The sequence below is a fragment of the Streptomyces sp. NPDC041713 genome, from assembly GCF_055591085.1.
The window spans coordinates 218,668-242,057 of record NZ_JBVIZY010000008.1 but is presented as its reverse complement, the minus strand read 5'-3'; the positions used below and the strand labels follow the sequence as shown (position 1 = coordinate 242,057).

General features: G+C 72.5%; 20 protein-coding genes. 8 read left to right on the top strand and 12 right to left on the bottom strand.

Going from position 1 to position 23,390, the window contains the following annotated elements; genetic code table 11:
- Positions 1 to 12: 12 nt before the first annotated feature.
- Entirely contained in the window at positions 13 to 2,649 is a 2,637-nt protein-coding gene (gene rph, locus ACZ6CV_RS24865) for a rifamycin-inactivating phosphotransferase (RefSeq protein ID WP_469253029.1), read from the top strand.
- Positions 2,650 to 2,734: 85 nt separating this feature from the next.
- Here rph and ACZ6CV_RS24860 read toward each other — a convergent pair whose 3' ends face one another.
- Entirely contained in the window at positions 2,735 to 3,856 is a 1,122-nt protein-coding gene (locus ACZ6CV_RS24860) for a tetratricopeptide repeat protein (protein WP_469252913.1), read from the bottom strand.
- Positions 3,853 to 5,241 carry an ATP-binding protein gene (locus ACZ6CV_RS24855; RefSeq protein WP_469252912.1) on the bottom strand — a complete coding sequence of 463 codons (1,389 nt, stop codon included), beginning with the start codon at positions 5,239 to 5,241 and terminating at the stop codon, positions 3,853 to 3,855. Before ACZ6CV_RS24855 ends, ACZ6CV_RS24860 begins: the two co-directional genes overlap by 4 nt.
- Before the next feature lie 65 nt (positions 5,242 to 5,306).
- Between ACZ6CV_RS24855 and ACZ6CV_RS24850 the strand changes: the two genes are divergently transcribed.
- From ACZ6CV_RS24850 to ACZ6CV_RS24840, 3 genes are all read left to right on the top strand, one after another.
- Complete coding sequence (locus tag ACZ6CV_RS24850) at positions 5,307 to 6,137, top strand: hypothetical protein (protein ID WP_469252911.1); 831 nt, start codon at positions 5,307 to 5,309, stop codon at positions 6,135 to 6,137.
- Positions 6,138 to 6,274: 137 nt separating this feature from the next.
- Positions 6,275 to 7,468 (top strand): FAD-dependent monooxygenase, encoded by a 1,194-nt coding sequence (locus ACZ6CV_RS24845; RefSeq protein WP_469252910.1) that lies wholly within the window; start codon positions 6,275 to 6,277, stop codon positions 7,466 to 7,468.
- 37 nt (positions 7,469 to 7,505) lie between these two features.
- The gene (locus ACZ6CV_RS24840; protein WP_469252909.1) at positions 7,506 to 8,498 is read left to right on the top strand and encodes a helix-turn-helix transcriptional regulator; all 993 of its coding nucleotides are present in this window, start codon (positions 7,506 to 7,508) and stop codon (positions 8,496 to 8,498) included.
- A gap of 15 nt (positions 8,499 to 8,513) precedes the next feature.
- Here the strand turns inward: ACZ6CV_RS24840 and ACZ6CV_RS24835 are convergent, their stop codons facing one another.
- Positions 8,514 to 9,029 carry a putative immunity protein gene (locus tag ACZ6CV_RS24835; protein WP_469252908.1) on the bottom strand — a complete coding sequence of 172 codons (516 nt, stop codon included), beginning with the start codon at positions 9,027 to 9,029 and terminating at the stop codon, positions 8,514 to 8,516.
- A 100-nt stretch (positions 9,030 to 9,129) separates the two neighbouring features.
- Between ACZ6CV_RS24835 and ACZ6CV_RS24830 the strand changes: the two genes are divergently transcribed.
- Positions 9,130 to 9,888, top strand: coding sequence for a phosphotransferase family protein (locus ACZ6CV_RS24830; protein WP_469253028.1), 759 nt, complete (start codon positions 9,130 to 9,132; stop codon positions 9,886 to 9,888).
- A gap of 34 nt (positions 9,889 to 9,922) precedes the next feature.
- Here the strand turns inward: ACZ6CV_RS24830 and ACZ6CV_RS24825 are convergent, their stop codons facing one another.
- Positions 9,923 to 10,552, bottom strand: a complete 630-nt coding sequence (locus ACZ6CV_RS24825; protein ID WP_469252907.1) for a class I SAM-dependent methyltransferase — start codon at positions 10,550 to 10,552, stop codon at positions 9,923 to 9,925.
- Positions 10,553 to 10,757: 205 nt separating this feature from the next.
- Here ACZ6CV_RS24825 and ACZ6CV_RS24820 point away from each other — a divergent pair, with 205 nt between their 5' ends.
- A complete protein-coding gene (locus ACZ6CV_RS24820) occupies positions 10,758 to 11,306 on the top strand; it encodes a hypothetical protein (protein ID WP_469252906.1) in 549 nt (182 codons plus the stop codon).
- A gap of 48 nt (positions 11,307 to 11,354) precedes the next feature.
- Here ACZ6CV_RS24820 and ACZ6CV_RS24815 read toward each other — a convergent pair whose 3' ends face one another.
- The 3 genes from ACZ6CV_RS24815 to ACZ6CV_RS24805 all read right to left on the bottom strand — a co-directional run bounded on the left by ACZ6CV_RS24815 (position 11,355) and on the right by ACZ6CV_RS24805 (position 16,433).
- Positions 11,355 to 14,474, bottom strand: a complete 3,120-nt coding sequence (locus ACZ6CV_RS24815; RefSeq protein WP_469252905.1) for an AAA family ATPase — start codon at positions 14,472 to 14,474, stop codon at positions 11,355 to 11,357.
- Complete coding sequence (locus ACZ6CV_RS24810; RefSeq protein WP_469252904.1) at positions 14,471 to 15,634, bottom strand: exonuclease SbcCD subunit D; 1,164 nt, start codon at positions 15,632 to 15,634, stop codon at positions 14,471 to 14,473. The genes ACZ6CV_RS24815 and ACZ6CV_RS24810 overlap by 4 nt, the downstream gene beginning before the upstream one ends.
- A 172-nt stretch (positions 15,635 to 15,806) precedes the next feature.
- Entirely contained in the window at positions 15,807 to 16,433 is a 627-nt protein-coding gene (locus tag ACZ6CV_RS24805; protein ID WP_362373383.1) for a YigZ family protein, read from the bottom strand.
- 160 nt (positions 16,434 to 16,593) lie between these two features.
- Here ACZ6CV_RS24805 and ACZ6CV_RS24800 point away from each other — a divergent pair, with 160 nt between their 5' ends.
- Positions 16,594 to 17,271 (top strand): 4'-phosphopantetheinyl transferase family protein, encoded by a 678-nt coding sequence (locus ACZ6CV_RS24800; RefSeq protein ID WP_469253027.1) that lies wholly within the window; start codon positions 16,594 to 16,596, stop codon positions 17,269 to 17,271.
- Between the two features lie 52 nt (positions 17,272 to 17,323).
- On the opposite strand, the gene ACZ6CV_RS24795 is transcribed toward ACZ6CV_RS24800, so the two are convergent.
- The 3 genes from ACZ6CV_RS24795 to ACZ6CV_RS24785 all read right to left on the bottom strand — a co-directional run bounded on the left by ACZ6CV_RS24795 (position 17,324) and on the right by ACZ6CV_RS24785 (position 21,238).
- On the bottom strand, positions 17,324 to 18,952 hold the full coding sequence (locus tag ACZ6CV_RS24795) for an amidohydrolase (protein ID WP_469252903.1): 1,629 nt from the start codon (positions 18,950 to 18,952) through the stop codon (positions 17,324 to 17,326).
- A gap of 42 nt (positions 18,953 to 18,994) precedes the next feature.
- A complete protein-coding gene (locus tag ACZ6CV_RS24790) occupies positions 18,995 to 20,443 on the bottom strand; it encodes an APC family permease (protein WP_469252902.1) in 1,449 nt (482 codons plus the stop codon).
- A 114-nt stretch (positions 20,444 to 20,557) separates the two neighbouring features.
- Positions 20,558 to 21,238, bottom strand: a complete 681-nt coding sequence (locus ACZ6CV_RS24785) for a thiaminase II/PqqC family protein (RefSeq protein WP_469252901.1) — start codon at positions 21,236 to 21,238, stop codon at positions 20,558 to 20,560.
- Between the two features lie 158 nt (positions 21,239 to 21,396).
- On the opposite strand from ACZ6CV_RS24785, the gene ACZ6CV_RS24780 reads away from it, so the two are divergent.
- On the top strand, positions 21,397 to 21,852 hold the full coding sequence (locus ACZ6CV_RS24780) for a tellurite resistance TerB family protein (RefSeq protein WP_362373391.1): 456 nt from the start codon (positions 21,397 to 21,399) through the stop codon (positions 21,850 to 21,852).
- Between the two features lie 60 nt (positions 21,853 to 21,912).
- Here the strand turns inward: ACZ6CV_RS24780 and ACZ6CV_RS24775 are convergent, their stop codons facing one another.
- Together ACZ6CV_RS24775 and ACZ6CV_RS24770 are read right to left on the bottom strand one after the other, a co-directional pair.
- Positions 21,913 to 22,845: a M56 family metallopeptidase gene (locus ACZ6CV_RS24775; RefSeq protein WP_469252900.1), complete on the bottom strand. Its 933-nt coding sequence runs from the start codon at positions 22,843 to 22,845 to the stop codon at positions 21,913 to 21,915.
- Positions 22,846 to 22,868: 23 nt separating this feature from the next.
- Positions 22,869 to 23,276 (bottom strand): BlaI/MecI/CopY family transcriptional regulator, encoded by a 408-nt coding sequence (locus ACZ6CV_RS24770; RefSeq protein ID WP_469252899.1) that lies wholly within the window; start codon positions 23,274 to 23,276, stop codon positions 22,869 to 22,871.
- Positions 23,277 to 23,390 lie beyond the last annotated feature (114 nt).

Here is a 23,390-nt window from a genome sequence, read left to right as displayed (position 1 = left end):
GCGTCGATGTCGATGAGTGAGCGATACGTACTGGACCTTCGCGAGGTCGACGAGCAACAGGTCGCGGTCGTCGGCGGCAAGGGCGCGCATCTGGGCGCCCTGTCACGGATCGAGGGCGTCAGCGTGCCTGCGGGCTTCTGCGTCACGACCGGCGCGTTCCAGCGGATCGTCGCGGAGGCACCGTCCCTCGACGGACTGCTCGACCAGCTGTCGGTCCTGGACCCGGACGCCCCGGGCGCCGTCGAGGCGATCCGCACGCTCAGCGCGGAGATCCGCGAGGTCATCGAGGATGTCGCCGTCCCGGACGACCTCGCCGCGGAGATCACCGACGCCCTCAGCCGGGCCGGTGACAAAGCCGCTTATGCCGTACGGTCCAGCGCGACCGCGGAGGACCAGCCGACGGCGTCCTTCGCCGGCCAGCAGGACACGTACCTCAACGTCGTCGGTCCTGCGGCGATCCTCCGGCACCTCAGCCGGTGCTGGGCCTCGGTCTTCACCGAGCGTGCCGTGATCTACCGCCGGCGCAACGGCATCGACCACCGCACGGTCCACATGGCCGTGGTCGTGCAGCAGATGGTCTTCGCCGACGTCTCCGGCATCCTCTTCACCGCCGACCCGGTCACGGGCAACCGCAGGCTGGCCACCGTGGACGCCGGCTTCGGTCTCGGCGAGGCCCTGGTCTCCGGCCTGGTGAACCCGGACGTCTTCAAAGTGCGGGACGACCGCGTCGTGGAGAGGACGATCGCCGCCAAGCAGCGTGCCGTACACGCGCTGGCCGGGGGCGGAACGCGGGAGGTGACGGTCGACGCGCGGCAGCAGGAAGAGGCGACGCTGTCGGACGACCTGGCCGTGGAGCTCGTGCGGCTCGGGCGGCGCATCGAGGCGCACTTCGGCCGTCCGCAGGACATCGAGTGGTGCCTCTCCGACGAGGGCTTCCAGATCGTCCAGTCCCGCCCGATCACCACGCTCTTCCCGATCCCGGAGACCGGCGACCAGGACAACCACGTCTACGTCTCCGTGGGTCATCAGCAGATGATGACGGACCCCATGAAGCCGCTGGGGTACTCCATGTGGCAGCTGACGGCCATGGTGCCGATGCACGAGGCCGGCGGCCGGCTCTTCGTGGACGTCACCCAGCGCCTCGCCTCGCCGGACAGCCGAACCGCTCTGCTGGACCTGATGGGGCGTGGCGACCCGTTGATCAGGGACGCGCTGGAGACGGTCATCGACCGCGTGGACTTCATCCCCGCGCTGCCCCACGCGGAGCTCGACGGAACCCTTCCGGGCGGAGGCCTCGCCGCCTCGGGGTCCGGAGACGACGTGTCGACCCCCGAGGTGGCCGACCCGGCCATCGTCGCCGAGCTGATCGAGCGCAGCGAGACCTCCGTCGCGGCCCTGCAGCGCGACATCCGGACGAAGACCGGACCGGAGCTCTTCGACTTCCTGTTGGAGGCCTTCGAGGAACACAAGCGGGTCCTCGGTGACCCGTTGAACTTCCGCGCGATCATGGCGGGGATGGAGGCCACCTGGTGGATCAACGACAAGCTCCTGGAGTGGCTGGGCGAGAAGAACGCGGCCGACACGCTCACCTTGTCCGCTCCCGACAACATCACGTCGGAGATGGGGCTCGAGCTGCTCGACGTCGCCGACGTGGTCCGCCCGTACCCCGAGGTCGTGGCGTATCTGCAGGGCGTCGAGGACGACGACTTCCTGGACGGACTGACGAAGGTCGCGGGCGGCGCCGAGGCGCGTGAGGCGATCGAGGCCTATCTGAACCGGTACGGCATGCGCTGCGTCGGGGAGATCGACATCACGAGGCCGCGCTGGAGCGAGCGCCCCGCGACGCTCGTGCCGGTACTCCTGGACAACGTCAGGAACTTCGCGCCCGGCGCCGCGGAGCTGCGTTTCGAGCAGGGGCGGCAGAAGGCGCTGGCGAAGGAGGAGGACGTCCTGTCGCGCCTGCGGGCGCTGCCGGACGGGGAGCGGAAGGCCGACGCGGCCAAGCGCATGATCGACCAGGTCCGCGCCTTCGTCGGATACCGGGAGTACCCCAAGTACGGCATCGTCTGCCGCTACTTCGTCTACAAGCGGGCCCTGCTGGCCGAGGCCGAACGCCTGGTGCGGGCCGGTGTGGTGCGTGAGGCCGAGGACGTCTTCCACCTCACGTTCCAGGAGTTCCACGACGCCGTCCGCTCGCGTCAGGTGGACGAGGGACTCATCGAGCGGCGCAAGGAGGCGTTCCGTTCGTACGGCGCGCTGACGCCGCCGCGGGTCCTCACGTCGGAGGGCGAGGCCGTCACCGGCGCGTACCGGCGCGACGACGTGCCCGCCGGCGCCCTGACCGGTCTGCCCGTGTCCGCCGGGACCGTCGAGGGCAGGGCCCGCGTCGTCCTCGACATGGCGGACGCCGATCTCGAGGCCGGAGACATCCTGGTCACGCCCTTCACGGACCCCAGCTGGACCCCGCTGTTCGTGGGCATCGCGGGCCTGGTGACCGAGGTGGGCGGCCTGATGACGCACGGAGCGGTGATCGCCCGCGAGTACGGTCTGCCGGCCATCGTGGGCGTGGAACAGGCGACCCGGCTCATCCGGGACGGTCAGCGGATCCGCGTCCACGGGACGGACGGGTACGTCGAGATCCTCTCCTGAGCGGAGACGCGGGAAGGAGGCCCTGGCACGGCGACATGTACACGGATACGTACACGTAATCGTGCGTGCCAGGGCTCGTCGGCGGCTAGCCCTGCTTCTTCCGGTCGAACCAGATCGTGGCGGCCGTCGGGATCAAGCCGGCCCAGAAGAGCAGCTGGGGAATGGACAGGTCCGTCCAGGGGAGTTCGGCGATCAGCAGGGCGCAGAGCATGGCCCAGGTCGCCTGGGCGACGGCCACGCGGGCCCAGCGGCCGCGGCGGAGCAGCGAGCGGACGTTGAGGCGGACGCCGGTGCGCAGCCGGCGGTAGCGGCGCCAGGCGCCGAAGGCCCAGACCGCCGCCATCAGCACGAGGCACCACAGGCGCTGGCCGATCGGCACCGGCAGCTCCGGGGCGGGCTCGTCCTCGGAGGGGAAGACGTCGACCATGGCGCCCGCGAGGACCACGCACAGCACCGCGAGCCACCGGGTGCCTCGCAGCAACCGGTAGGTGGCGTGGTCGAGTTGCCGGCGCATGGTGTCCGAGGCGGGCTCGGTCGCGAGCGCGTCCGCGTACAGTTCGGCGGCCTGGGCGGCCCCGACTCCCGGCGCACGCGCGGCCTTGGCCGTCTGGCGGGCGAGCGCCTCGGAGTGGCCGGGGTCGATGCGGAGGATGGCCTCGTCGAGCTGGTCGGCGACTGTGCCGTTGCCCGCGGCGCTGGCGATGCGGTGGGCTATCTCGTGGGCGTAGAGGTGCTCGGGGCCCAGGCGCAGCGCCTCCATCGCCAGGTCTGCCGCGTCACGCGAGATGCGGTCCATGTCACGGGTGCTGAGCTCGCGGGCTCCGGTCTCCTTGGCGAACCGGACCAGCGACTCGCGCCACACGGCGTCGGCGAGCATGGCATAGGCGTGCGGCTCGTGCGGCGCGACACGGATCGCCTCGCGCAGGATCGGCTGGACGGTGAGCCAGCCGTTGTCACGGACCAGCGCGTCGGCGCGGAGCAGCAGGGCCCCGTAGTCCTCGGGGTCCAGTTTGAGGGCCTCGTCGGCCGCGGCCGCCGCCTGGGCGGGGTCCTGGGCGTTCAGATGGCAGTAGCCCATCTTGACCCATGCGCGTACGTCGCCGGGGTCCTCCGCGAGTCTTCGGGCCAGCAACTCCCGGGCCTGGTCATGGCGTTCGAGCTCGATCAGGGCCTGTGCCTGCTCGACGGTGTGGTGCAACGTGCTCACAGCTTCCGCTTCTTCTTCAGGTAGGTGACGAGGTCGTCGTACATGCCGCCGTCGTTCGCGTACATGGCGACGTTGCGCGCGGCGGCGAACCAGGGCTCGGTGGACGGGACGATCTGCTTGACGGCCGACAGAAGGTCCTTCATGCCGATCATGCGGACCGTGCCGGTGCGCGCCGAGTCGAGCAGCGCGCTCTCGGCGGCCGCCTCGCACACGTGGGCCAGGTCGGCGCCCGACAGGCCGTCCGTAGCCTTGACCAACTTGCCCAGATCGACGTTCTCGACGGGCCGTTCGCGCAGGTGGTAGCGGAGGATCGCCTCGCGGGCGGGGGCGTCCGGCGGCAGCACGAGCAGGGTGCGGTCCAGACGTCCGGGGCGGCGCAGGGCGATGTCCACGTCCCAGGGCACGTTGGTGGCGGCGAGCACGAAGACGCCTTCGTTGGCCGCGGAGTCGATCCCGTCAAGCTCGCTGAGCAGCTGGTTGACCGTGTTGCGCAGGCCGCTGTGCTGGGTGCGGCTGCGCTTGGCGCCGAGCGCGTCGAGTTCGTCCAGGAACACCACGCAGGGGGCCTTGCGGCGGGCGGTCCGGAAGATCTCGTGCATGTTGCGCTCGGAGTTGCCGATCCACATGTCGAGGACGTCGTCGATCGACACGGAGAGGAAGTTCGCGCCGAGTTCGCCGGCGATGGCGCGGGCGATGAACGTCTTGCCGCAGCCGGGCGGCCCGTACAGGAGCAGGCCGCCCCGCAGGCTCTTGCCGTAGAGCTTGCGCAGTTCGGGGTTGCGCATCGGCGCGAGGAACGCGGCCTCCAGGCGCTCCTTGACCTCGCGCATGCCCCCGACGTCGGCCAGGCGGAGTGTGCCGGGGGCGTCGACGTCCCAGGCGGAGGTGTTTGCGGGGTCGCCGGTGCCGTCGGCAGCGAGGGGGGCCTCTCTCCTGGCCCTGGCGTCGGGCGCGGGTTCGGTTTCGATCCCGACGCCGGCTTGGGTTCCGGTTCCGGTTCCGATGAAGCGGGGCGGGATCACGTCGCCCACCTGGTCCGCGGCGGCGCGCCAGTCGAAACCGGTGGCGTGCTCCTCCGGCGCGGGCGCCGGCGCGGGCGTCGGGGGTTCGGGTGCGGGTGCCGGGGGCGCCTCCGTGGGGTCGTCCGGCGTCCGCGTCCCCTCCGTGCCTGCGGGAACGGCCTCGCCCATGGCCCGAGTCATCAGTGCGCGGGCGTTGGTGTCGCCGGGAGCGTGTTGCAGGGCGACGGCCGCCTCGGCGATGGCGGCGTGCTGCGCTCCCGCGTCCAGCAGCAACTCGGCCAGGTGCAGCCGCAGCGGTATGTCGTGCGGCGCTGCGTCGACGGCCGCGCGCAGGCTTCGTATCAGGGGGGATTCCTCGGACATGCCGCTAGCTTATGTAAAGGTGATCCTCCGGCACCGCCTGCGATTCCTCCCGGGAGTATCCGCCTGTGTTTCCCCCTTCCGTCGTCGTCGGTCTGCACGGGACCCTGCGGCTACACCCTTGGTTCGAACGGTCCGAAGGCGGGCGCGGGTTCGGGGGCAAGGGCCGCGTAGAGGAGGAGATCCTCTTCCTCGCCGTGGACCGGGCCGGTGCCTACGGCTGGCGGACCGTGGGCCGTCTGCTGCACGAGAACGGCGAGGTCACGGCGGAGCACGAGCCGACGGCGTGGGCGCACGAAGACGCCGGGGGTGACTGGACCCAGGACGGAGAGGTGCACCAACTGGCGTGGCTGGGCGCAGGAGTCTGCACGGACCCTCCGCGGCCGGGGATCCCCGTCCGCCCGATCGCCCTGGTGCTGTCCGACACCCTGGCCCGCGTCGGAACGGTGACGTTCACGGGCCTGCACGCGCTGCTTCCTCTCCAGGCGACCGAGCGCGACACGGCCTTCCACCAGATCGAGCTGGCACCGTGGTTCGAGCTGGCCGATCCGGACGCCCGTCATGAGGTGACGGTGACCGTGTCCTGCCGTCCTGGCGAGGGCGGGCCGGGCGAACACGACGCGCTCGCCCTGGTCGAAGCGGTACGGGACAGATCGCAGGGAGCCGTTGATGCGGAGGCCCTCGCGCCCGCGACGGTGGACGGGCTCCCGGGGCTGGACCTCGATCTCGACCGGACGGTGCACACGCACGGGATGCGCGAGGTCGTACGGCTCGGCTGCCGCACACGGGAGTGGTCGCCGGACATGGCGGTGTGGCTGGTGGAGATGACCGCGGAGGCTCTGCGCGAGGTGGGACGGCCTGCGCCGGTGGTCGTGACGGCTTCGCTGGCGAGTCCATAGGCGTACGAGTAGCCAAGCGCCTGGTACGACATAGGGCAACTGATAGCCAAGAACGGATAGTTGGCGCCCGATGTGGACAAGGCGGCGGGCCGACGGATCCTACGGTTCCGGAGCAGGTCGATGCTCTGGAGGCATACATGGACAGCAACCGCGGCGGGCGGACGGCCTTGATCGTGGGCGCGGGAGTGGCCGGTCTGACGGCGGCCACGGCCCTCGCACGGACGGGATGGCGGGTCGAGGTCGTCGAGATCAGCGCGTCAGGAGCAACGTCCGGCTGGGGGCTGTGCCTGACCGGGCCCTCGCTGCGCGCGCTGGCCGAGTTGGGCCTCGCGGACGCGTGCCTCGCCGAGGGATACGGCATGAGCGCCATCACGCATGTGGATGTGCACGGCGAGCACGCCGACGAAGTCCAGTTGCCGCGTCTGATCGGGGAGCACCGGCCGGCGATGGTCGGCATCGCACGCCCCGTACTGCACCGTGTCCTGCTCACGGAAGCCGAGCGGCGCGGCGTGGTGGTGCGCCACGAACTGACCGTGACGGCGCTGGGCCAGGAAGCGGAAGGGGTCCGTGTGCGACTGTCGGACGGGACGGAGCGACGGGTCGCGCTCATCGTCGGGGCGGACGGGATCCGTTCCACGACGCGGGAGTTGCTGGGACTCCGTACCTCGCTCGACCGGCACGGACAGATGGTGTGGCGGGCGCGGGTGCGGCGGCCGTCGTGGGCCACGGGCATCCATCATTTCGCCGGTACACCCCATACGGCCGGGCTCATACCCCTCTCGGAGAGCCAGGCGTACATCTTCTTGACGGAGAACGGGGTGGAGCGGGGCGCCCTCCCCGTATCCCAACTCACCCCGCACATGGAGCAGTTGCTCTCACCCTTCGCCGGCGGCCGAGGCGCGGAGCTCGCCGCGCTGGTGTCCGAATCGGCACACGCATCCACATCCACATCCGTATCACCGGAGCCGTCTGCATCCGCTGATGAACGGCCCGCCTCCGTGGTCCGCCGTCCGGTGCAGACCACATTCCTCCGGGGCGCCTGGAGCCGCGGCAGCGCCCTGGTCATCGGCGACGCCGCCCACGCGCCCGCACCGCAGATGGCCAGCGGGGCGGCACTGGCGATCGAGGACGGCCTCATACTGGCGCAAGAGGTGGGACGGCACGCGTCGGTCGATGCGGCGCTCAAGGCGTTCGTGGACCGACGCGCCGAGCGGTGCCGGACGGTGGTGGAGACCTCCGTCGCCATCATCGGTCTGGAACAGGCTCAGCGCCACGACAAGACGTATCCGCTGGTCGACACCTGTCACCGCCGCATGGCGGAGCCCGCGTAGCCGACCGGAGCCCGGGTAGCCACGGAGGGCATGAACCATGAACGCGTCGCCGACCCCACTGCGCGACTTTCCCCTCACCCATGCCCGGAACCGGAACCCCGTCGACTTCCTGAACGCCGCCACCCGTCTGTTCGGTGGCTCCATCGCCACCGCGCCGCTGGGCGACTTGTGCGTCGGGGAACATGAAGTGCGCGGGGTGGCCGCACCGGACTTCGCCGTCGGCTACTTCTCCTCACCGCTCGGCGTGCGTGTCGCATCGACGGTGGGGCCCGGCTCCTACTTCGTCAACATGGGCGTGTCCGGTGCGATCGCGGCATCCCGTGACGGTCTGAACGCCACCCTCGACACCGCCACGGCCGGGGTGGTCAACCCCGGCGACAGCCAGGAACTACGCCCCGCCGTGCACCCAACACCCGCACGCTTCGTGGGACTTCGCATCGACGCGGCCCTGGTCGATCAGCAGTACGCGGCACTGACCGGAGCCCCACCGAGCGGCACCGTCCGCTTCGACTTCACCCTGGACCTGGCCAGGCGCGAAGGCCGCGCCGTACACCTCCTCGTCCACTCCCTCGTGGAGCTACTGGACTCGGGCGACCCCTTGTTCCGGCGCGCCGAACTCCAGCGCAGCCAAGTGGCATGCATCGTCACCGCCCTGCTCCTGGCCCAACCCCATTCGCACACCGCCGCGTTACGTCACGGCCCTCCGCCCGCCCACCCACGTACCCTGCGCCTGGCCCTGGCGTTCGTGGAAGCCCATCTCGCCGAGCGCATCACCCTCGGCGACCTCGCGAAAGCCGCCGACTGCGCCCCGCGGACCCTGAGTTCCGCGTTCCGCGACCGGCTCGACGCCTCCCCCATGACGTACGTACGCAACCTGCGCCTGGACCGGATCCGTCAGGACATCCTCACGACGACGGACACCGTCGGCACCATCGCGTACCGGTGGGGTATCACGCACCTCGGCCGCTTCGCCGACGACTACCGCGCCCGCTTCAACGAACTTCCCTCCACCACCGCCACCCGCCGCTGACCTCCGGCGCTTCGCTCAGCAGTCAAACACCGACCAGCAGATGTCGTTCCGCAACCGCTGGTCGTCGAGCACGAGTTCGCGGATGGGCTCCGGGAGTTGTTCCCGCTGCCACCGGCACTCAAGTCGCCTCGCGGTCTCGCTCTCGCCCTTTGGCGCGGCAGCGCCTGCGGCCTTGATCGCGTAAGCAGCCGCCCCGAGCTCGTGCGCGGCGACGTGTGCGACGACCGCGGCCTGACCGGCGGCATAGGCGGCGTGCCGCGCCGCGCCGCGCAGATCCCGGGCCGCGCCCATGGCGTGGCCGCCCGCCGCACGCGCCTTCATCATCTTGACCTCGCCGCGGGTCCAGGCGCGAGCGTGCTCGATCGCCTGGCGTGGCCGTGGGTCCTCGGGCCGCACCGACTCGAAGTGGCCGAGGACGTGTTCCGCGCACGCCGCCGCCCAGAGGGCGAGGAGATGGTGATCCGGATCAGTGAGGGTCCCACCTCGGCGGATCGTCACGAAGCGGGGGTCCCTGACCTTCGGGAGGATCATGGTCGGCTCGGCCTTCCTCTCGTCTGCGGTCGCGCGGTGCCCGAGAAAAAATACCGGTGCTGTCGACGGCCGTATCCGGATACTGGTCACCATGGGCATCGTGGATGAGGTCAGGGTCGTCGTCGCGCACTCCGAGCGTGCGACCCTGCGCGTCGGCGACGTGTTCCTGAAGGTGGACGCCGATCAGGCCCGCGTCGACGCCGAGGTCGAGGCAATGGCCTCGGCGCCGGTCCCCACTCCGGAGGTACTGTGGCGCAAGCCGCCCGTGCTCGCGATCGCCGCGGTCCCGGGGGCGGCGCTCGGCCGCCTCGGCGAGCCGACTACCGCGTCGCCTGCGGCGTGGGCCGCGGCGGGCGCGGCCATCCGCACTCTGCACGACGCCCCGTTGCCGCCCCGGCCCGGCCGGGCGGGCCCCCGCCTCGACGAGCTGGCGGCGGAACTCGACGGCGAGTGCGAGTGGCTCGTGACGAACGACGTCCTGCCCGCCGACCTGGTCACCCACAACCGCCGGATCGCCCAGGCCGCGCTCCGGCCGTGGACGCCGGTGTTCACCCACGGCGACCTGCAGATCGCCCACGTGTTCGTCGACGACGACGAGGTCACCGGCATCATCGACTGGTCCGAAGCCGGCCAGGGCGATGCCCTGTACGACCTCGCCACCTTGACGCTCGGACACGAGGAGCATCTCGGCGACCTCGTCGCCGGATACGGCACCGACGTCGACGTCGACCTCGACGTGATCCGCGCGTGGTGGTCGTTGCGCAGCTTGCTGGGGGTTCGCTGGCTGGTCGAGCACGGCTTCGATCCGATGGCGCCAGGTTGTGAGGTCGACGTACTGCGGTCCCGGATGTCCTCGTGAACGCCTGCCCGCGCCGTCGGCCCCGTGGCGCTCCCTACGGTCGGCGGGCCAGCACGTGGGTGTCGAGGAAGCCCCGCTCGGACGCCGGGTCATGGAGCAGCCGAGCCACCGTGACGAACCCGGCCCCGGTCAGCGACTCGACGAACCGTTCCACCGGCCAGCTGTAGGCGGGCGCCACCTTGTGGTCGAAGCGGACCGGCTCCGGCCCCTCGGTTCCGAAGAAGGACACCAGGAGCAGGCCCCCCGGTGCGAGGACACGCGCCTGCTCGGCGAGCAGCGCGGGCAACTCGCCGGGCGGGGTGTGGATCATCGAGTAGTGGGCCAGCACACCGCCCAGCGAGCCGTCCTCGACCGGCAGGTCCTCCATGCGCGCTACGTCGAACCGCAGCGCCGGGTGGGCCCGTCGAGCGTGGTCGACCATGGCCGGGGAGAGGTCGAGCCCAAAGGCGTCCAGCCCCCATTCGTGCAGCATGGCCGTGAGATGACCGGGCCCGCACCCGACGTCGGCAGTGCGCAGGTTCCCCGTGCCCCGCACCACCTCGGCGAAGGTGCCGATCATGTTCCGTGCGAACGGCTGCGTCTCCAGCCGGTTGGCGAACAGCGACGCGTACAGGTCGACGACCCCGTCGTAGGCCGCCTTGGTCTCGTCCTGGTGATCCGACATGGGCAGGAAGCTAACACCCGTGCCGTGCGCGGCCATGCGGCGGCCCCACCCTGGTGAGGAGGGCGCGCGGACCGCCGAGCGGCCGATCATGTCGCCCGCAGGCTTACGTCGTTGGCCGGTTCTGGATCGTGTTGGCGGGGGTCGCCTTCCGTACGCTCGACGGAGCCGTATTCTCCCGTCCCACGAGTAACCCCTGGGGGTCGTCGTGCTGTACGCATTCGCCTTCGAGCAGGTCGGCGTCGTGGTGAGCGACCTCTACTTTCTCAATCCGCATCCGGTGCACGGCCAGGAGAGCCCCGAGCGCGGGGCGCGGCTCGAACTGCGGGTCTTCGAAAGCGGCGAGTTGCCAGGGTCCATCTACTCGGCCCGTCCCATCACGATCGGCCGCCCGCTGTGGCGGGTGGATCTCCTGCAGGACGCGGACGCCGCCCCCAACACCTTCGACCGGACGCATCACCACCGCGACATCGTCGGCTGGGAACCCGGCCCACGGACGTTCGTCGAGGAGCTGTCCCACGATCCGCTCGGGTGGCTCAGCGACAGGCTCACCGATATCTCCAGCCTGCTGACCGAGACCGGCATCGCACCGCACGACATCCCCGCGGCGGACGCGGACAGCCTGCGCGCGGCGGCGCCCGAGATCGTGGACACGGTCCGTCGCGTGCTGGAACGGGTGTGGGCCGGCGAGCTCGGCCGTCCCGAAGCGGACGGGGGTTCGGGAGCGATCACCGGCGTGCGGGCCGGTTGGCTCTGACACACCCCGTCCTCGGCAACGCCTTCCATCGCCCTCGACGCCGGCCCCTCAGACCCCGCCCCGCTGCCGTACCGACGACCCGGCTCGTCCCTTCACCACCTCCAGTTGCGCGTACACCCGCCGCCTCAGGTCGGCCACGTGGCTCACGATGCCCACGCTGCGGTCCCGCTCGCGCAAGGAGTCGAGGACGTCGAGAACCTCGTCGAGCGTCTGGTCGTCCAGGCTGCCGAAGCCTTCGTCGATGAAGAGCGTGTCGAGGCGGACGCCGCCCGCCTCGTCGGTGACCACGTCGGCGAGGCCCAGGGCCAGGGCGAGCGAGGCGAAGAACGTCTCGCCGCCCGACAGCGTCGACGTGTCCCGCTCGCGGCCCGTCCAGGCGTCCACCACGTGCAGGCCGAGGCCCGAACGGCCGCGCCCCGTACGGTCGTCGGAGTGTACGAGGGTGTAGCGCCCCGACGACATGCTGCGCAGCCGCACGGTCGCGGCCGCCGCCACCTGTTCCAGACGGGCGGCGAGCACGTACGACTCCAGGCGCATCCTGCGTTCGTTCTCCGCCGAGGTGCCCGCGGCCAGGCCGGCGAGCCGGGCCACCCTGTCGTACGCATCCCGCAAGGGCGCCAGCCTGCGCATCGCCGCGATCGAGCGGGCCGAGAGGCGGTCGAGTTCGGCGCAGCGCCGTTCGGCCGCGTCCCGCGCGGAGGTCGCGCCCCGCAGGCGCAGGTCCGCCGCCTCGGCTGCCTCGCGCGCGGCCGGCAGGTCGACGGCGGGCTGCCGCGCCGCCGCTGCCGTTTCGGGCTCCGCGAGTACGGAACGCACCGCGGCCTCCTCGTTGCGCCAGGCGTCGATGCGGTGCTGGACCTCGCGGTAGCGGGCGTCGTCGAGCAGGGCGGCGGCCGCGGCGGTCGGCGTGTCGAACCCGGCACGGTAGGCCGCGTCGGCGAGGCGCGCGTCCGCGTCCTTGAGCCGCTCGGCGGTGTCGGCAGCCGCGCGCGCGGCGTCCGCCGCCTCGGTGAGCAGCGCCGCCTGCCGCTCCAAATGGGCGGCCCGGTCCGCGACGCTGCCGCTCTCGCCCCGCGCACGCGTCAACTCCTGGTCGAGCGACTCCTGTTCCCGTACGAGGGCATCCCGCAGGGTGGTCCGGGACGCGGCGCGCCGCGCGGCCTCCTGCTGACCCGCCAGCCTGCGGTCGTACTCCCGCTCGGCCTGCGCCAGGGCCTCCCTCGCGGCGTGCAGACCGGAGGCACGGTCGCGGGCCTCGTTGTAGGCGTGCTTCAACGCATCGACGGCGGCGGCGAGTTCGTCGGTGGTCCGGTCGACCGACTCGGCGGACCGGCCCGCGTCCGCGTCCGTGCCCCCTCCCGCGGTGGGCGTGCCCCCGGCCGTCTCCTCGCCCCGATCCGTCGCCGGGCCAGCGCCTCGCGCGGCCTCCGTCGCCGCCGCCAGCGACTCCCGTACGTCGCCCAGGGCCCGCTCGGCCGCCTGGCGCGCCTCGTCCGCCCGCCGGTGGTCGGCGAGCGCCGCCTCTTCCGTCCGGCGGTCCACGTGGCCGGCGACCTTCGGGGTCGGCGCCGGGTGCTCCGTCGCCCCGCACACCGCGCACGGTTCGCCGTCCGTCAGGTGCGCGGCCAGTTCGGCGGCGATGCCCGTGAGGCGCTGCTCCTTGAGCGCGAGCCAGTGTTCGTGGGCGGCGGTGGCGGACTCGCGGGCGGCCAGGGCGTGTTGTTGTGCCTCCGCCGCCTCGTGGGCGAGACGGTCGCGGCGGCGGGCCGCGTCGAGGCGGGCCCGCGCCGGTTCGAGACGGCCCGCCAGCCGCTCGGCGTCGGTCGCGGCCTCCTGGGCGGATGCGATGCGCTCCTGGAGCGCGGCCCGGTGCGCCTCCCAGCCGTCGAGCCAGGCCGCCGCCTCCTGGAGCAACTCGTCGTCCGCGCGCTCCTGGCGGTCCAGCGTCGCGCGTTCGGCGGTGATCTCGGCGATCCGCCGCTCGGCGCGGCGCGCGGACGCGAGGCCGCCCAGTTCCTCGGCCGCCGCACGTGCGGCGGCGGCGAGGCCCGGCGCGCCGGAGGCCGCGAACGTCTCGGGCAGCCGGCCACGCGCGCGTGCCTCCGCCTCCGCCGCGCGGTGGTGGTCGGCGTCGGCGGTGTCGCGCAGGCCGAGGGCGGGCGCGACCTTCTCCGCCTTGCGGGCCCGCTCCAGACGCTCTTCGAGCTCGCGCTGTTCACACTCGCGCGCGTGGAGTTGCGCCGCGCGCGACTGCGCCTCGGCGAACCGGGCCTGCAGCCGGTCGAGTTCTCGCGCCTCGCCGAGCCGGCGTTCGGCGGCGGCCTGGGCGGATTCGGCGGCCGAGAGCGCGCACCGCGCGACGGTGAGGCGTTCGCGGGCACCCGCGCGGGCGACGGCGGCCCAGGTGAGGACCGCGTCCGCGAGACCCGGGTCGCCCGGGGCCGCGTCGGGCAGGGGCAGTTCGGCGCCGTGGCCGTCGTCACCGGCGGCCTGTTGCATACGGTGCGCGTCGGCGAGCAGCGCCGCGTCCCCGTCCTTGACCTCCGCCTCGGTGGAACGCCGCTGCTCGGCGAGGCGCTGTTCGACGGCGGCGAACCTGCGGGTGTCGAAGAGCCGCCCGAGCAGCTTGCCGCGCGCCTCCGCGTCCGCGCGCAGGAAGCGCGCGAAATCGCCCTGCGGCAACAGCACGACCTGGCAGAACTGCTCCTTGCTCATGCCGAGCAGCTGGGTGATCTCCTCACCGATCTCCTGGTGGGAGCGGCTCAGGTCCTTCCAGCCGCCCGGGTCCGCCCCGGCGTCGTAGGCGCGCAGCCAGCTCTGCGCCTTCTCCATGGTGGTGCCCTTGCCGCGCTTCTTGGGGCGCTCCCACGGGGGCTGGCGGGTGATCTCCAAGCGGCGTCCGGCGACGGTGAGTTCGAGGCACACCTCCGTGCGGGTGCCCTGCTGCGCGTGGTCGCTGCGCAGCGTCACGCCCTGCCCGCTGCCCTGCCGGGCGCCCGGCACCGAGCCGTAGAGGGCGTAGCACACGGCGTCCAGGACGGAGGTCTTGCCCGCGCCGGTCGGGCCGTGCAGCAGGAAGAGCCCGGCGGCGCTGAGGTCGTCGAAGTCGATGTCCTGGGTGGTGCCGAAGGGCCCGAAGGCGGTGATGCGGAGCCGGTGGAGCCTCATCGGGCGACCTCGCGCAGGGTGTCGTCGGTACGGACCGCGTCGAACGCCGAACGCAGCACTTCCTGCTCCCGTTCATCGGGGCCCGCCCCCCGCACGTGGGTCACGAAGTCCACGGCGATCTGCTGGTCGCTGCGGCCCTGAAGGCGCTGGGCGTACGAGACGTCCGGGTCGTCGGGGGCCCGGTCCGGGTCGAAGACGAGGCTGAGGGTGTGCGGGAAGCGCGCGCAGAGCCGGGCCATCGGGTCGTCGGGTCGCACCGCGTCGGTGAGGGTGGCCTCGACCCACGCCTCCTCGTGGCGGGCGAGGGCGGGGTCGTCGAGCAGGTCGTCGAGCGTGCCACGGAGCCGTGCGAGGGGGCGGGGCACCGGGCAGTCGACGCGCTCGGCCTCGATGCCCCCTTCGGCGTCGATGTCGACGAGCCACATGCTCTTGTGGTGGCCCGTCTCCGAGAAGGAGTACGGGAGGGGGGAGCCGGAGTAGCGCACGCGCGTGTCGATGGTCTGGCTGCCGTGCAGGTGGCCGAGTGCCACGTAGTCGACGCCGTCGAACACACCGGACGGTACGGACGCGACTCCGCCGACGGTGATGTCCCGCTCGCTGTCGCTGGCCTCGCCCCCGGTGACGAAGGCGTGAGCGAGGACGACGGAACGCGTGCCGTGCGGCCGGGCGGCGAGGTCGGCGCGCACCCGCTCCATGGCGGCCGCCAGGACCGCCTCATGGCCCGCCTTGGCCACGCCGAACTCGTCCTTCACCAGGGCGGGTTCGAGGTAGGGCAGGCCGTAGAAGGCCACGTCCCCGTGGGCGTCGGCGAGGATCACCGGCCGGTCGCAGGCGGCGGGGGCGGTGCGCAGATGGATGCCCGCGCGGTCGATGAGTCCCGCGCCGACTCCGAGGCGGCGTGCCGAGTCGTGGTTGCCGGAGATCATGATCGTCGGCACGCCGAGGTCCGCGAGCCGGTGCAGGGCGTCGTCGAAGAGCTCGACCGCCGCGAGCGGCGGCACCGCCCTGTCGTACACGTCGCCGGCCACGACCACGGCGTCCACGTCGCGCTCGCGCACCGTCGCCACCAGGTGACCGATGAAGGCGGCCTGGGCGTCGAGCATGTTCACGCGGTGGAACGATCGCCCCAGATGCCAGTCGGACGTGTGCAGCAGCCTCATGATTCACGAGACTATCGGGCGGGTCGGACATCACGGGCGGCCACTCCCGCAACTGCTCCCTGCGGGGCCTCACACCACGCAGAGCCTTCAGCCGTTTTGCCCCAACCCATGCGCTTTGTCCCGGAGCGCCCAGCCCTCGTCGGGCATTCGTCAGGCGAACGTCGGGTGCTCGTCAGGCGTCCCCGTACGCCTCTCCCCCGAGCTCGAGGATCGCGCTGCCCGCGGTGGCGTCGGCCAGCCAGCCCCGGAAGGCGTCCACGTCGGCGTCGGGCAGGCCGATCTCGATCGTGACCGCTTCGCCGTAGCGGACGTCACGCACCTCGCGTCCGGCCGCGCGCAGATCATTCTGGACCTTGCCCGCGCGCTGGTGGTCGACCGTGACGGTGGCCAGGCGGAAGCGGCGGCGGGTGACGGTCCCCAAGGCGTCGAGGGCTTCGCCGACCGAGCCTCCGTAGGCACGGATCAGACCGCCGGCGCCGAGCTTGACGCCTCCGTAGTAGCGGGTCACGACCGCGGCGACGTACCGCATGTCGCGGCGCAGCAGCATCTGCAGCATGGGGACGCCCGCGGTGCCGCCGGGCTCGCCGTCGTCGCTCGCCTTCTGTACCGCGGCGTCGGCCCCGATGACGTACGCGAAGCAGTTGTGGCTGGCGGTCGGGTGCTCCTTGCGGACGCGCGCGACGAAGTCCTGGGCCTCCCGCTCGGTGGCCGCGGGTGCCAGGGCGCACAGGAAGCGCGAGCGGTTGATCTCGGTCTCGTGCACGCCCTCGCGGGCCACTGTGCGGTACTCGTCCTGCATCACGCCAGCGTAGGCGCTCGTCGGCGGCCCGCCGCACCCGGGAGGGCGGCCGGGTGGCGTGGGCCACAGCCCGCACGCGCGCGTGCGCCGGCCGGTACGGTGATCTCTCGTGACGTCACCTTCGATACCCGTGCGCCAAGTGCCGGATCCCGCCGGACCCTTGGCGAGTCTGCTCGCCGACGTGCCCGTCACCGTCGTCGAGACCCACGAGGACCCCGTCGACGCCGTGCTCTTCCCCGAGGAGGAGGCGGTCGTCGCGAAGGCGGTGGCCAAGCGGCGCAACGAATTCACCACGGTGCGGCACTGCGCGCGCACCGCCCTGGCCCGGATCGGTGTGCCGCCCGCGCCGATCCTCCCGGGACAGCGCGGCGCGCCGGGCTGGCCGGCCGGGGTCGTCGGGAGCATGACGCACTGCGCCGGGTACCGTGCCGCGGTGGTGGCCCGCGCGGGCGAGGTGATCTCGGTCGGCATCGACGCGGAGCCGGGTGAGCGCCTGCGCGACCCGGAGGTCCTGAACCTGGTGGCCGACGAGACGGAACGAGCCGCCCTGGGAGCGCTCGGTGTCCGGCACCCGGCCGTCCCGTGGGACCGGCTGCTCTTCAGCGCCAAGGAGTCCGTCTACAAGACGTGGTTCCCGCTCACCCGGCGTTGGCTCGGCTTCGAGGACGCCCGGGTCGAGCTGACTGCGGAGGGGACGTTCACGGCACGGCTGCTGGTCGAGGGGCCGGTGGTCGAAGGCGCCGAGCTGACGGTGTTCTCCGGCCGGTGGGCGGTGCGGGACGGGATCGCCGCCACGGCCATCGTCCTGCCGGTGACCTCCGCGCTTCCGGTGGCGTGAGGCGCGGCACCGCTACGCCTCCCTAGGAAGGACTCCGCAGGAGGGCGCGCGCTCACTCCCCGGCAGCCCGATACGTGGCGCGGCCGCCCAGCCAGGTGCCCCGCACGCGCGCGTGCCGGATCTCCATGGGGTCGGCCGTCCGCGGGTCGGCGGAGAGCAGCACCAGATCGGCGGGGGCGCCCGGCGCGAGTTCCAGGCGGTCGTCGGCGCCCGCCTGGTGGGCGACGCCGGTCGTCGCGGCCGTCAGCGCCTGGTCGACGGTCAGCCGCTGGTGCGGGATCCAGCAGCCGGCCGGCTCCCCCGTGAACGTACGCCTGGTGACGGCGACTTGGATGCCTTCCAGCGGCACGTGCGAGCTGACGGGCCAGTCGCTGCCGAACGACAGCCGCACGCCGTCGCGTGCCAGCTCCCCCATCGGGTACTGCCGCCCGGCGCGCTCCGGGCCGATGCGCGGGATGGACAGCTCGGTCTGGAGCGGGTCCGGCTGGGCCCACAGCGGCTCGAAGTTGGCGATGACGTCGAGCGCGGCGAAGCGCGGCAGGTCGGCGGGGTCGACGACCTGGACGTGGGTGATCACCGGACGCCGGTCCCAGGCGGGGTTGGCGGCCGCCGCGGACTCGATGGCGTCCAGCGCCGCGCGCACGCCCGCGTCTCCGATGGCGTGGATGTGGGTCTGGAACCCCTCGGCGTCGAAGGCCCGCACCGCCTCGGCGAGCGCGCGGGGCTCCCAGACCGGCATGCCGCAGCTGTGGGGCGCGTCGAGGTAGGGGTCGAGCATGGCGGCCGTACCGCCCTCGATGACGCCGTCGCTGAAGTACTTCACCGTCCGCGCGGTGAGCAGTTCCCCGCCGTCGGCGGCCACCCGCGCGCGGGTCGCGGCGAACGGCGCGAGTTGCTCGCGCCAGCGGTCGGGGTCGGCCCGCTGGGCGAGGTCGACCCGGACGGAGAGGGCTCCGCTCCGCGCGGCGACGAGGTAGGCCTCGGCCATCTCCGGTTCGACCCAGGCGTCCTGGACCCAGGTGATGCCCGCGCGCGCGTACGCGTGTCCGGCCCTGCGCACCGCTTCCACGAGGTCGTCCGTGGCCCGCGCGGGCACCTGCTCGAGCACCAGGTCGCAGGCGTGCCATTCGCGCAACGTCCCCAGAGGGCTGCCGTCCGCGCGGCGCACGATCCAGCCGAGGCGTGGTTCGGGGGTCGCCTCGGTCACCCCGGCCCGGCGCAGCGCCTCGGTGTTGCACCACACCGTGTGGTGGTCGTGGGCGCGCAGGACGACGGGCCGGTCGGGGACGGCGGCGTCCAGCCAGCGCGCGTCGAACGCGCCGTCGGGGGCGAGCGCTGGGTCGTAGGAGGCGCCGACGATCCACTCCGCATCGGGGTTCTCCTTCGCCCACCGCCCCACTTCGGAGACGATCGCGGCCACGGAGTCCAGCTCCTTGATCTGCGGTCCGAAGCTTTCGAGGCCGCCGAAGAGCGGGTGGGCGTGACCGTCCCCGAAGGCGGCCATCAGCAGTCCGGTCCCGATGTCGACGACCTCGTCCGCCGTCGTGGCAAGAGCTCGTGCCTCGTCCCCCAGAGTGACGATCCGGCCGTCGCGCACGGCGAGCGCCGTGCTGTCACCATCACCGCTACCGCTACCGCCGGTGCGTACCGTGCCCAGAAAGACGAGGGTGGTCGCCGTCATGCTGTTGCTCCTTGCTCCAGGTCTGTCTGCACACGCACGCGGTCATACCCGGTCGGCGTCCACCGTCGTCAGTCGCTCGTACGCCGCCGCGTCGCGTCGTCTGATCCGCAGCGCCGGCACCACCCCGGCCACGAACAGCACCGGCAGCGGCGCGATCAGGGCGACATTCACCCCGGTCGACGCGCCGGTGAGCAGGTCGAGGTCGGCGCAGACGAGGACGATCATGACGGCGAGCCCCGCGCACGCGACCAGCGGGGCGGCGACCACCCGCCAGGCCGGCAATCCGCGCCGGTCCGCGCGGAAGAAGCCGTACACGGCGAGCGCGGTGAGCGCCTGCAGGAGCATCACGCCGAGGATGCCGGAGCCGCTGGTCCACAGGAAGGTCACCGTGTACGGGTCGGCTCCGACGGCCATCGTCAGCACGGTCACGGCCAGCGCGATGCCCGACTGCACGACGACGGCGACGGCCGGCGCCTTCGTCCGCGCGGAGACGGTGCCGAGCCTGGCCGGCAACAGGCCCTCCCTGCCGAGCGCGTAGAAGTAGCGGGCGGCGCCGTTGTGGAAGGCGAGGGTGGCGGCGAAGGCGCTGGTGATGAGCAGGACGTGCATGGAGTCGGAGGCCCACGCGCCGGCGAACCGCTCGGTGGCCGAGAACACCATGTCGGTGCCGCCGTCCCCGTTCGCGACCGCCTGGGCCCGGTCGGAGCCGTACGCGTTGATGATCATCCAGACGGTGAAGGTGTAGAAGAGCGCGAGGAACGCCACCGCCACGCAGGTGGCGCGGGGCACGCTCCGCTCGGGTCGCCGCACTTCCTCCGCGTAGATGGCGGTCGCCTCGAAGCCGACGAAGGCCCCGATGGCCAGCACGAACATGCCGCCCACCCCGGAGTTGCCGAGGCCGCCGGGCGAGAGCGTACCGAGATCGAGCCCGCGCGGGCCTCCCCCGTCCGCGATGACGCCCCCTTCGAAGACGAGCAGCACCAGCACTTCGAGGACGAGCGCGACGCCGAGGATCCTGGCGCTCAGCGTCACCTTGAGGTAGCCGAGCACGCCGATGGCGACGAGTCCGGCCAACGCCCAGATCCACCACGGCACATGGACCCCGGCGAGGTCCTCGACCCCGGACTCGGCGAACCAACCGAAGGCGGCGAGCAGCCCGACCTCGATGGCGTTGTACGAGAAGAGGGCGACGTAGGCGGATCCGGCCCCGGTCGGCCTCCCGAGCCCCCGTGCGATGTACGCGTAGAAGGCGCCGGCGTTGCGCACGAAACGGCTCATGGCGGTGAAGCCGGCGGCGAAGACGACGAGGAGCAGCCCGGAGATCAGATAGCCGAGCGGTGCCGCCCCGCCCGCCATGCCGATGGCCACCGGCGCGACCCCGGCCATGACGGTGAGGGGCGCGGCGGCGGCCACGACGAAGAACACCAGGTCCCCGGTCCCGATGGCGCCGCCACTGAGGCCGCGGGACGCGGAGGAGTTCGGTGTGGTCACGCGCGTGCCCCCGAGGTCGGATGCGCCGAAAACTTCGGTCGCGCCAAAAGCTGAAGCCTCTCAGTCCGAGCTGGCAGGACCGTACTCTGCGCGGGAAGCGTCTGGGAAGCGCCGTTACGCCTTCCTGTCCCCCTCGCCCAGCGCGACCGTCTCCCAGAACATCTCCTCGTACCGTGCCACCAGCCGCCCGAAGCGCAGGTGTGCCGCCGTCACCCGGCCCCGGTCGAGGCCCGCCTGCACCGCGGCGAGCGCCTGGCGGTCGAGGTCCGGCGCGGGCTCCGCGAACAGGTCGAAGAAGCCACAGGCCTCGTCGGTGAAGTCGTAGTGGTCGCGCAGCGCGCGGGCGATCGCGGCGCAACTGCGGCCCCAGACCTCGAAGTTCGCGGTGAGGGCGAGGACGACGTCGGCCGGCTCGCCGTTCAGGGCGAGCCACGCCACGTACGAGGGGTAGGCCTGGCAGCCGGCCTGCGGCTCGTACGTCGCCGCCTCGTTCCTGCTCACCTCGCAGGCGTCGAACAGCGGGGTGAGCCGTTCCCTGGCGAGGCTCTCCCCGTCGGCCAGGGTGTCGAAGAACGCGGCGGATTCCAGGTCCTTGGCCTCGGCCGCGCGTCGGGAAAGGTGCTGGAAGGAGCGCCGGTCCGCGGGGATGACGTGCCGCTGCTCGAGGCCGAGGACGGCGATCGTGCGCACCGGCGCCGAGCCGTCGGCGATGCGCGGGACGAGCGGGTTCGTGGCGGGGTCGGGGGCCAGACGGGCCGCCGTGGTCCGCAGGAGTTCGTGTGCCGTGGGCGTCATGGCGCGCACCTTCCGCTGTGCGGGAACTTCTCGGCCCGGCTGCTAGTTTCTACTCTGCTGTAGAAACTGGCGGGGGCCCGGACTTGCGCGCAGCGTACCGGGCACTTCGTCGAACACCCCTGATACATCGACACATCGATACGTTTATGGAGTTCCCCATGGCTCTGTGGGACCGCGTCAAGGAATCCGCATCGACGATGCAGACCCAGCTGATGGCGAAGAAGAACGACCTCAAGAGCGGCGCCTTCCGCGACGCCAGCATGGCGATGTGCGCCCTGGTGGCGGCCGCAGACGGCACCGTCGACCCGTCCGAGCGCCAGCGCGTGGCCCAGCTGATCGGTTCGAACGAGGTCCTGCAGAACTTCCCCGCGGACGACCTGCGCCGCCGCTTCGACGCGTATGTGGACAAGCTCACCGCGGACTTCGCGTTCGGCAAGGTGAGCGTTCTTCAGGAGGTCGCCAAGGCGAAGAAGAAGCCGGCGGAGGCCCGCGCGGTGATCCAGATCGGCATCGTCATCGGCGGCGCCGACGGTGACTTCGACAAGGACGAGCAGGCCGTGGTGCGCGAGGCGTGCTTCGCGCTGGAGCTGCCGCCGCACGAGTTCGACCTCTGATCCGACCTCCGACGCGCCTCGCGGACCGGCCTCCCGGGCCGGTCCGCACCCCCGCGCCGCTCACAGCGGTGTGGCCGCCCGCAGGATGAGGACCATGGTCACGGCCGAGTTGGCCGAGGACATCGCCGACACGGCGGTGCCGAAGGCCGCGGACCACAGGGCCAGCCCCACCGCCGTGAACACGGACGGGCGGGTCCGGACGGCCGGCGCCGGAGCGAGCAGCGCGGCGACCCGGCGCGGCACAGGGCCGGGCGCCGCGAGTCCCGCGAGGGTCGGCGCGGGCACACCGCGCGACACGAGGGCGGCCTTGCCGATCGCGCGGGCCACCACGCGCCGGTCCCGCACCGCCCCCGCCGCCGCCTCGTCGGCCCACCGCTCGGCGGCGTAGGCGACGGAGGTGCGCAGCGGCCGCAGGAACGGATTGGCGCGGGCCGCGAGTTGCGTGACGATCAGGTGCCGGTGGTGCCGCGCGGACAGGTGGGCCCGCTCGTGGGCGAAGAGCGCGCGGCGCTCCGGGGCCGTGAGCCGGGAGAGCATGCCGCGGGTGACCACGACGCGGCCGCCCGCGCGCGAGGGCAGCGCGTAGGCGTACGACGCCTCGTCGGCGAGGACGGCGACGGAACTGCCGGGCAGCCCCTCCAGCGCGCGCCGCCCCCGTACCCGTACCCGCGCGTGCCGCCACAGCGTCCGGGCGCACGCGGCCCAGACGGCGAGCAGGGCGGGGATCGCGGCCCGTCCCGCGACCTCGTCGTAGGGGACGGCCGCGCGCACCTCGGGGTCGGACCAGCCGTCCGGCAGGGGGTTGCCCGGCAGTTGGGCGGTGCCGACGACCATGAGGAGCGCCAGACAGAGGGTGCTGCAGAGCGCCATCACACCGGCGACGGCGGTCAGCAGCCGTGTGGCGGTGCGTGGATGGAGATGCTGCTCGGCAAGGCGGGCGATCGGCCACGCGGTCAGCGGCAGCACGAGCGGCAGGAAGACGAACACACCCATCAGTGGAGAACCCCCGTCGGGCGTCAGTCGTCGGCCTCGGCGTCCGCCTGCCCGAGCAGCTCGCGCAGGAGCTGTTCGTCGTCGGGCGTGAGCGTCGTGACGAAGCTGGCGAGCACGGCCTCGCGATCGCTCTCGCCGTCGAGGACCTTGCGCATGCGGAAAGCGGCGAGCCCGGCCTCGTCCGAGGCCGGTGTCCAGGCGAAGGACCGCCCCGCGCGCTCGCGGGTGACCACGTCCTTGGCGAGCAGCCGGGTGAGGATCGTCATGACGGTCGTGTACGCGAGATCGCCGCCGATCCGCTGCTGCACCCAGGCCGCACTGACGGGGCCGCGCGCGGCGTGCAGCGCGGCGAGCACCTGCGACTCCAGCTCGCCCTGTGCGCGACGGCGCAGCCGCGGCGGCCGCTCGTCGCGCTCGTCGTGGTGCGTCATGCCCGGGAATCCTCCGTCGTCCGTGTACTCCACCGCGGACGGGGAGCGCCCTATCGTAACGGGGCACCACCGCACACCCCACTTCTACATTCCTGTAGATTTCGGGGAGTCGGC

What these genes read in the sequence shown, in the direction of transcription:
- rph (WP_469253029.1), top strand. Translation starts at nt 13, where the DNA reads ATGAGTGAGCGATACGTACTGGACCTTCGCGAGGTCGACGAGCAACAG.
- ACZ6CV_RS24855 (WP_469252912.1), bottom strand. Translation starts at nt 5,241, where the DNA reads ATGTCCGAGGAATCCCCCCTGATACGAAGCCTGCGCGCGGCCGTCGAC.
- ACZ6CV_RS24845 (WP_469252910.1), top strand. Translation starts at nt 6,275, where the DNA reads ATGGACAGCAACCGCGGCGGGCGGACGGCCTTGATCGTGGGCGCGGGA.
- ACZ6CV_RS24840 (WP_469252909.1), top strand. Translation starts at nt 7,506, where the DNA reads ATGAACGCGTCGCCGACCCCACTGCGCGACTTTCCCCTCACCCATGCC.
- ACZ6CV_RS24835 (WP_469252908.1), bottom strand. Translation starts at nt 9,029, where the DNA reads ATGATCCTCCCGAAGGTCAGGGACCCCCGCTTCGTGACGATCCGCCGA.
- ACZ6CV_RS24825 (WP_469252907.1), bottom strand. Translation starts at nt 10,552, where the DNA reads ATGTCGGATCACCAGGACGAGACCAAGGCGGCCTACGACGGGGTCGTC.
- ACZ6CV_RS24815 (WP_469252905.1), bottom strand. Translation starts at nt 14,474, where the DNA reads ATGAGGCTCCACCGGCTCCGCATCACCGCCTTCGGGCCCTTCGGCACC.
- ACZ6CV_RS24810 (WP_469252904.1), bottom strand. Translation starts at nt 15,634, where the DNA reads ATGAGGCTGCTGCACACGTCCGACTGGCATCTGGGGCGATCGTTCCAC.
- ACZ6CV_RS24805 (WP_362373383.1), bottom strand. Translation starts at nt 16,433, where the DNA reads ATGCAGGACGAGTACCGCACAGTGGCCCGCGAGGGCGTGCACGAGACC.
- ACZ6CV_RS24795 (WP_469252903.1), bottom strand. Translation starts at nt 18,952, where the DNA reads ATGACGGCGACCACCCTCGTCTTTCTGGGCACGGTACGCACCGGCGGT.
- ACZ6CV_RS24785 (WP_469252901.1), bottom strand. Translation starts at nt 21,238, where the DNA reads ATGACGCCCACGGCACACGAACTCCTGCGGACCACGGCGGCCCGTCTG.
- ACZ6CV_RS24780 (WP_362373391.1), top strand. Translation starts at nt 21,397, where the DNA reads ATGGCTCTGTGGGACCGCGTCAAGGAATCCGCATCGACGATGCAGACC.
- ACZ6CV_RS24775 (WP_469252900.1), bottom strand. Translation starts at nt 22,845, where the DNA reads ATGGGTGTGTTCGTCTTCCTGCCGCTCGTGCTGCCGCTGACCGCGTGG.
- ACZ6CV_RS24770 (WP_469252899.1), bottom strand. Translation starts at nt 23,276, where the DNA reads ATGACGCACCACGACGAGCGCGACGAGCGGCCGCCGCGGCTGCGCCGT.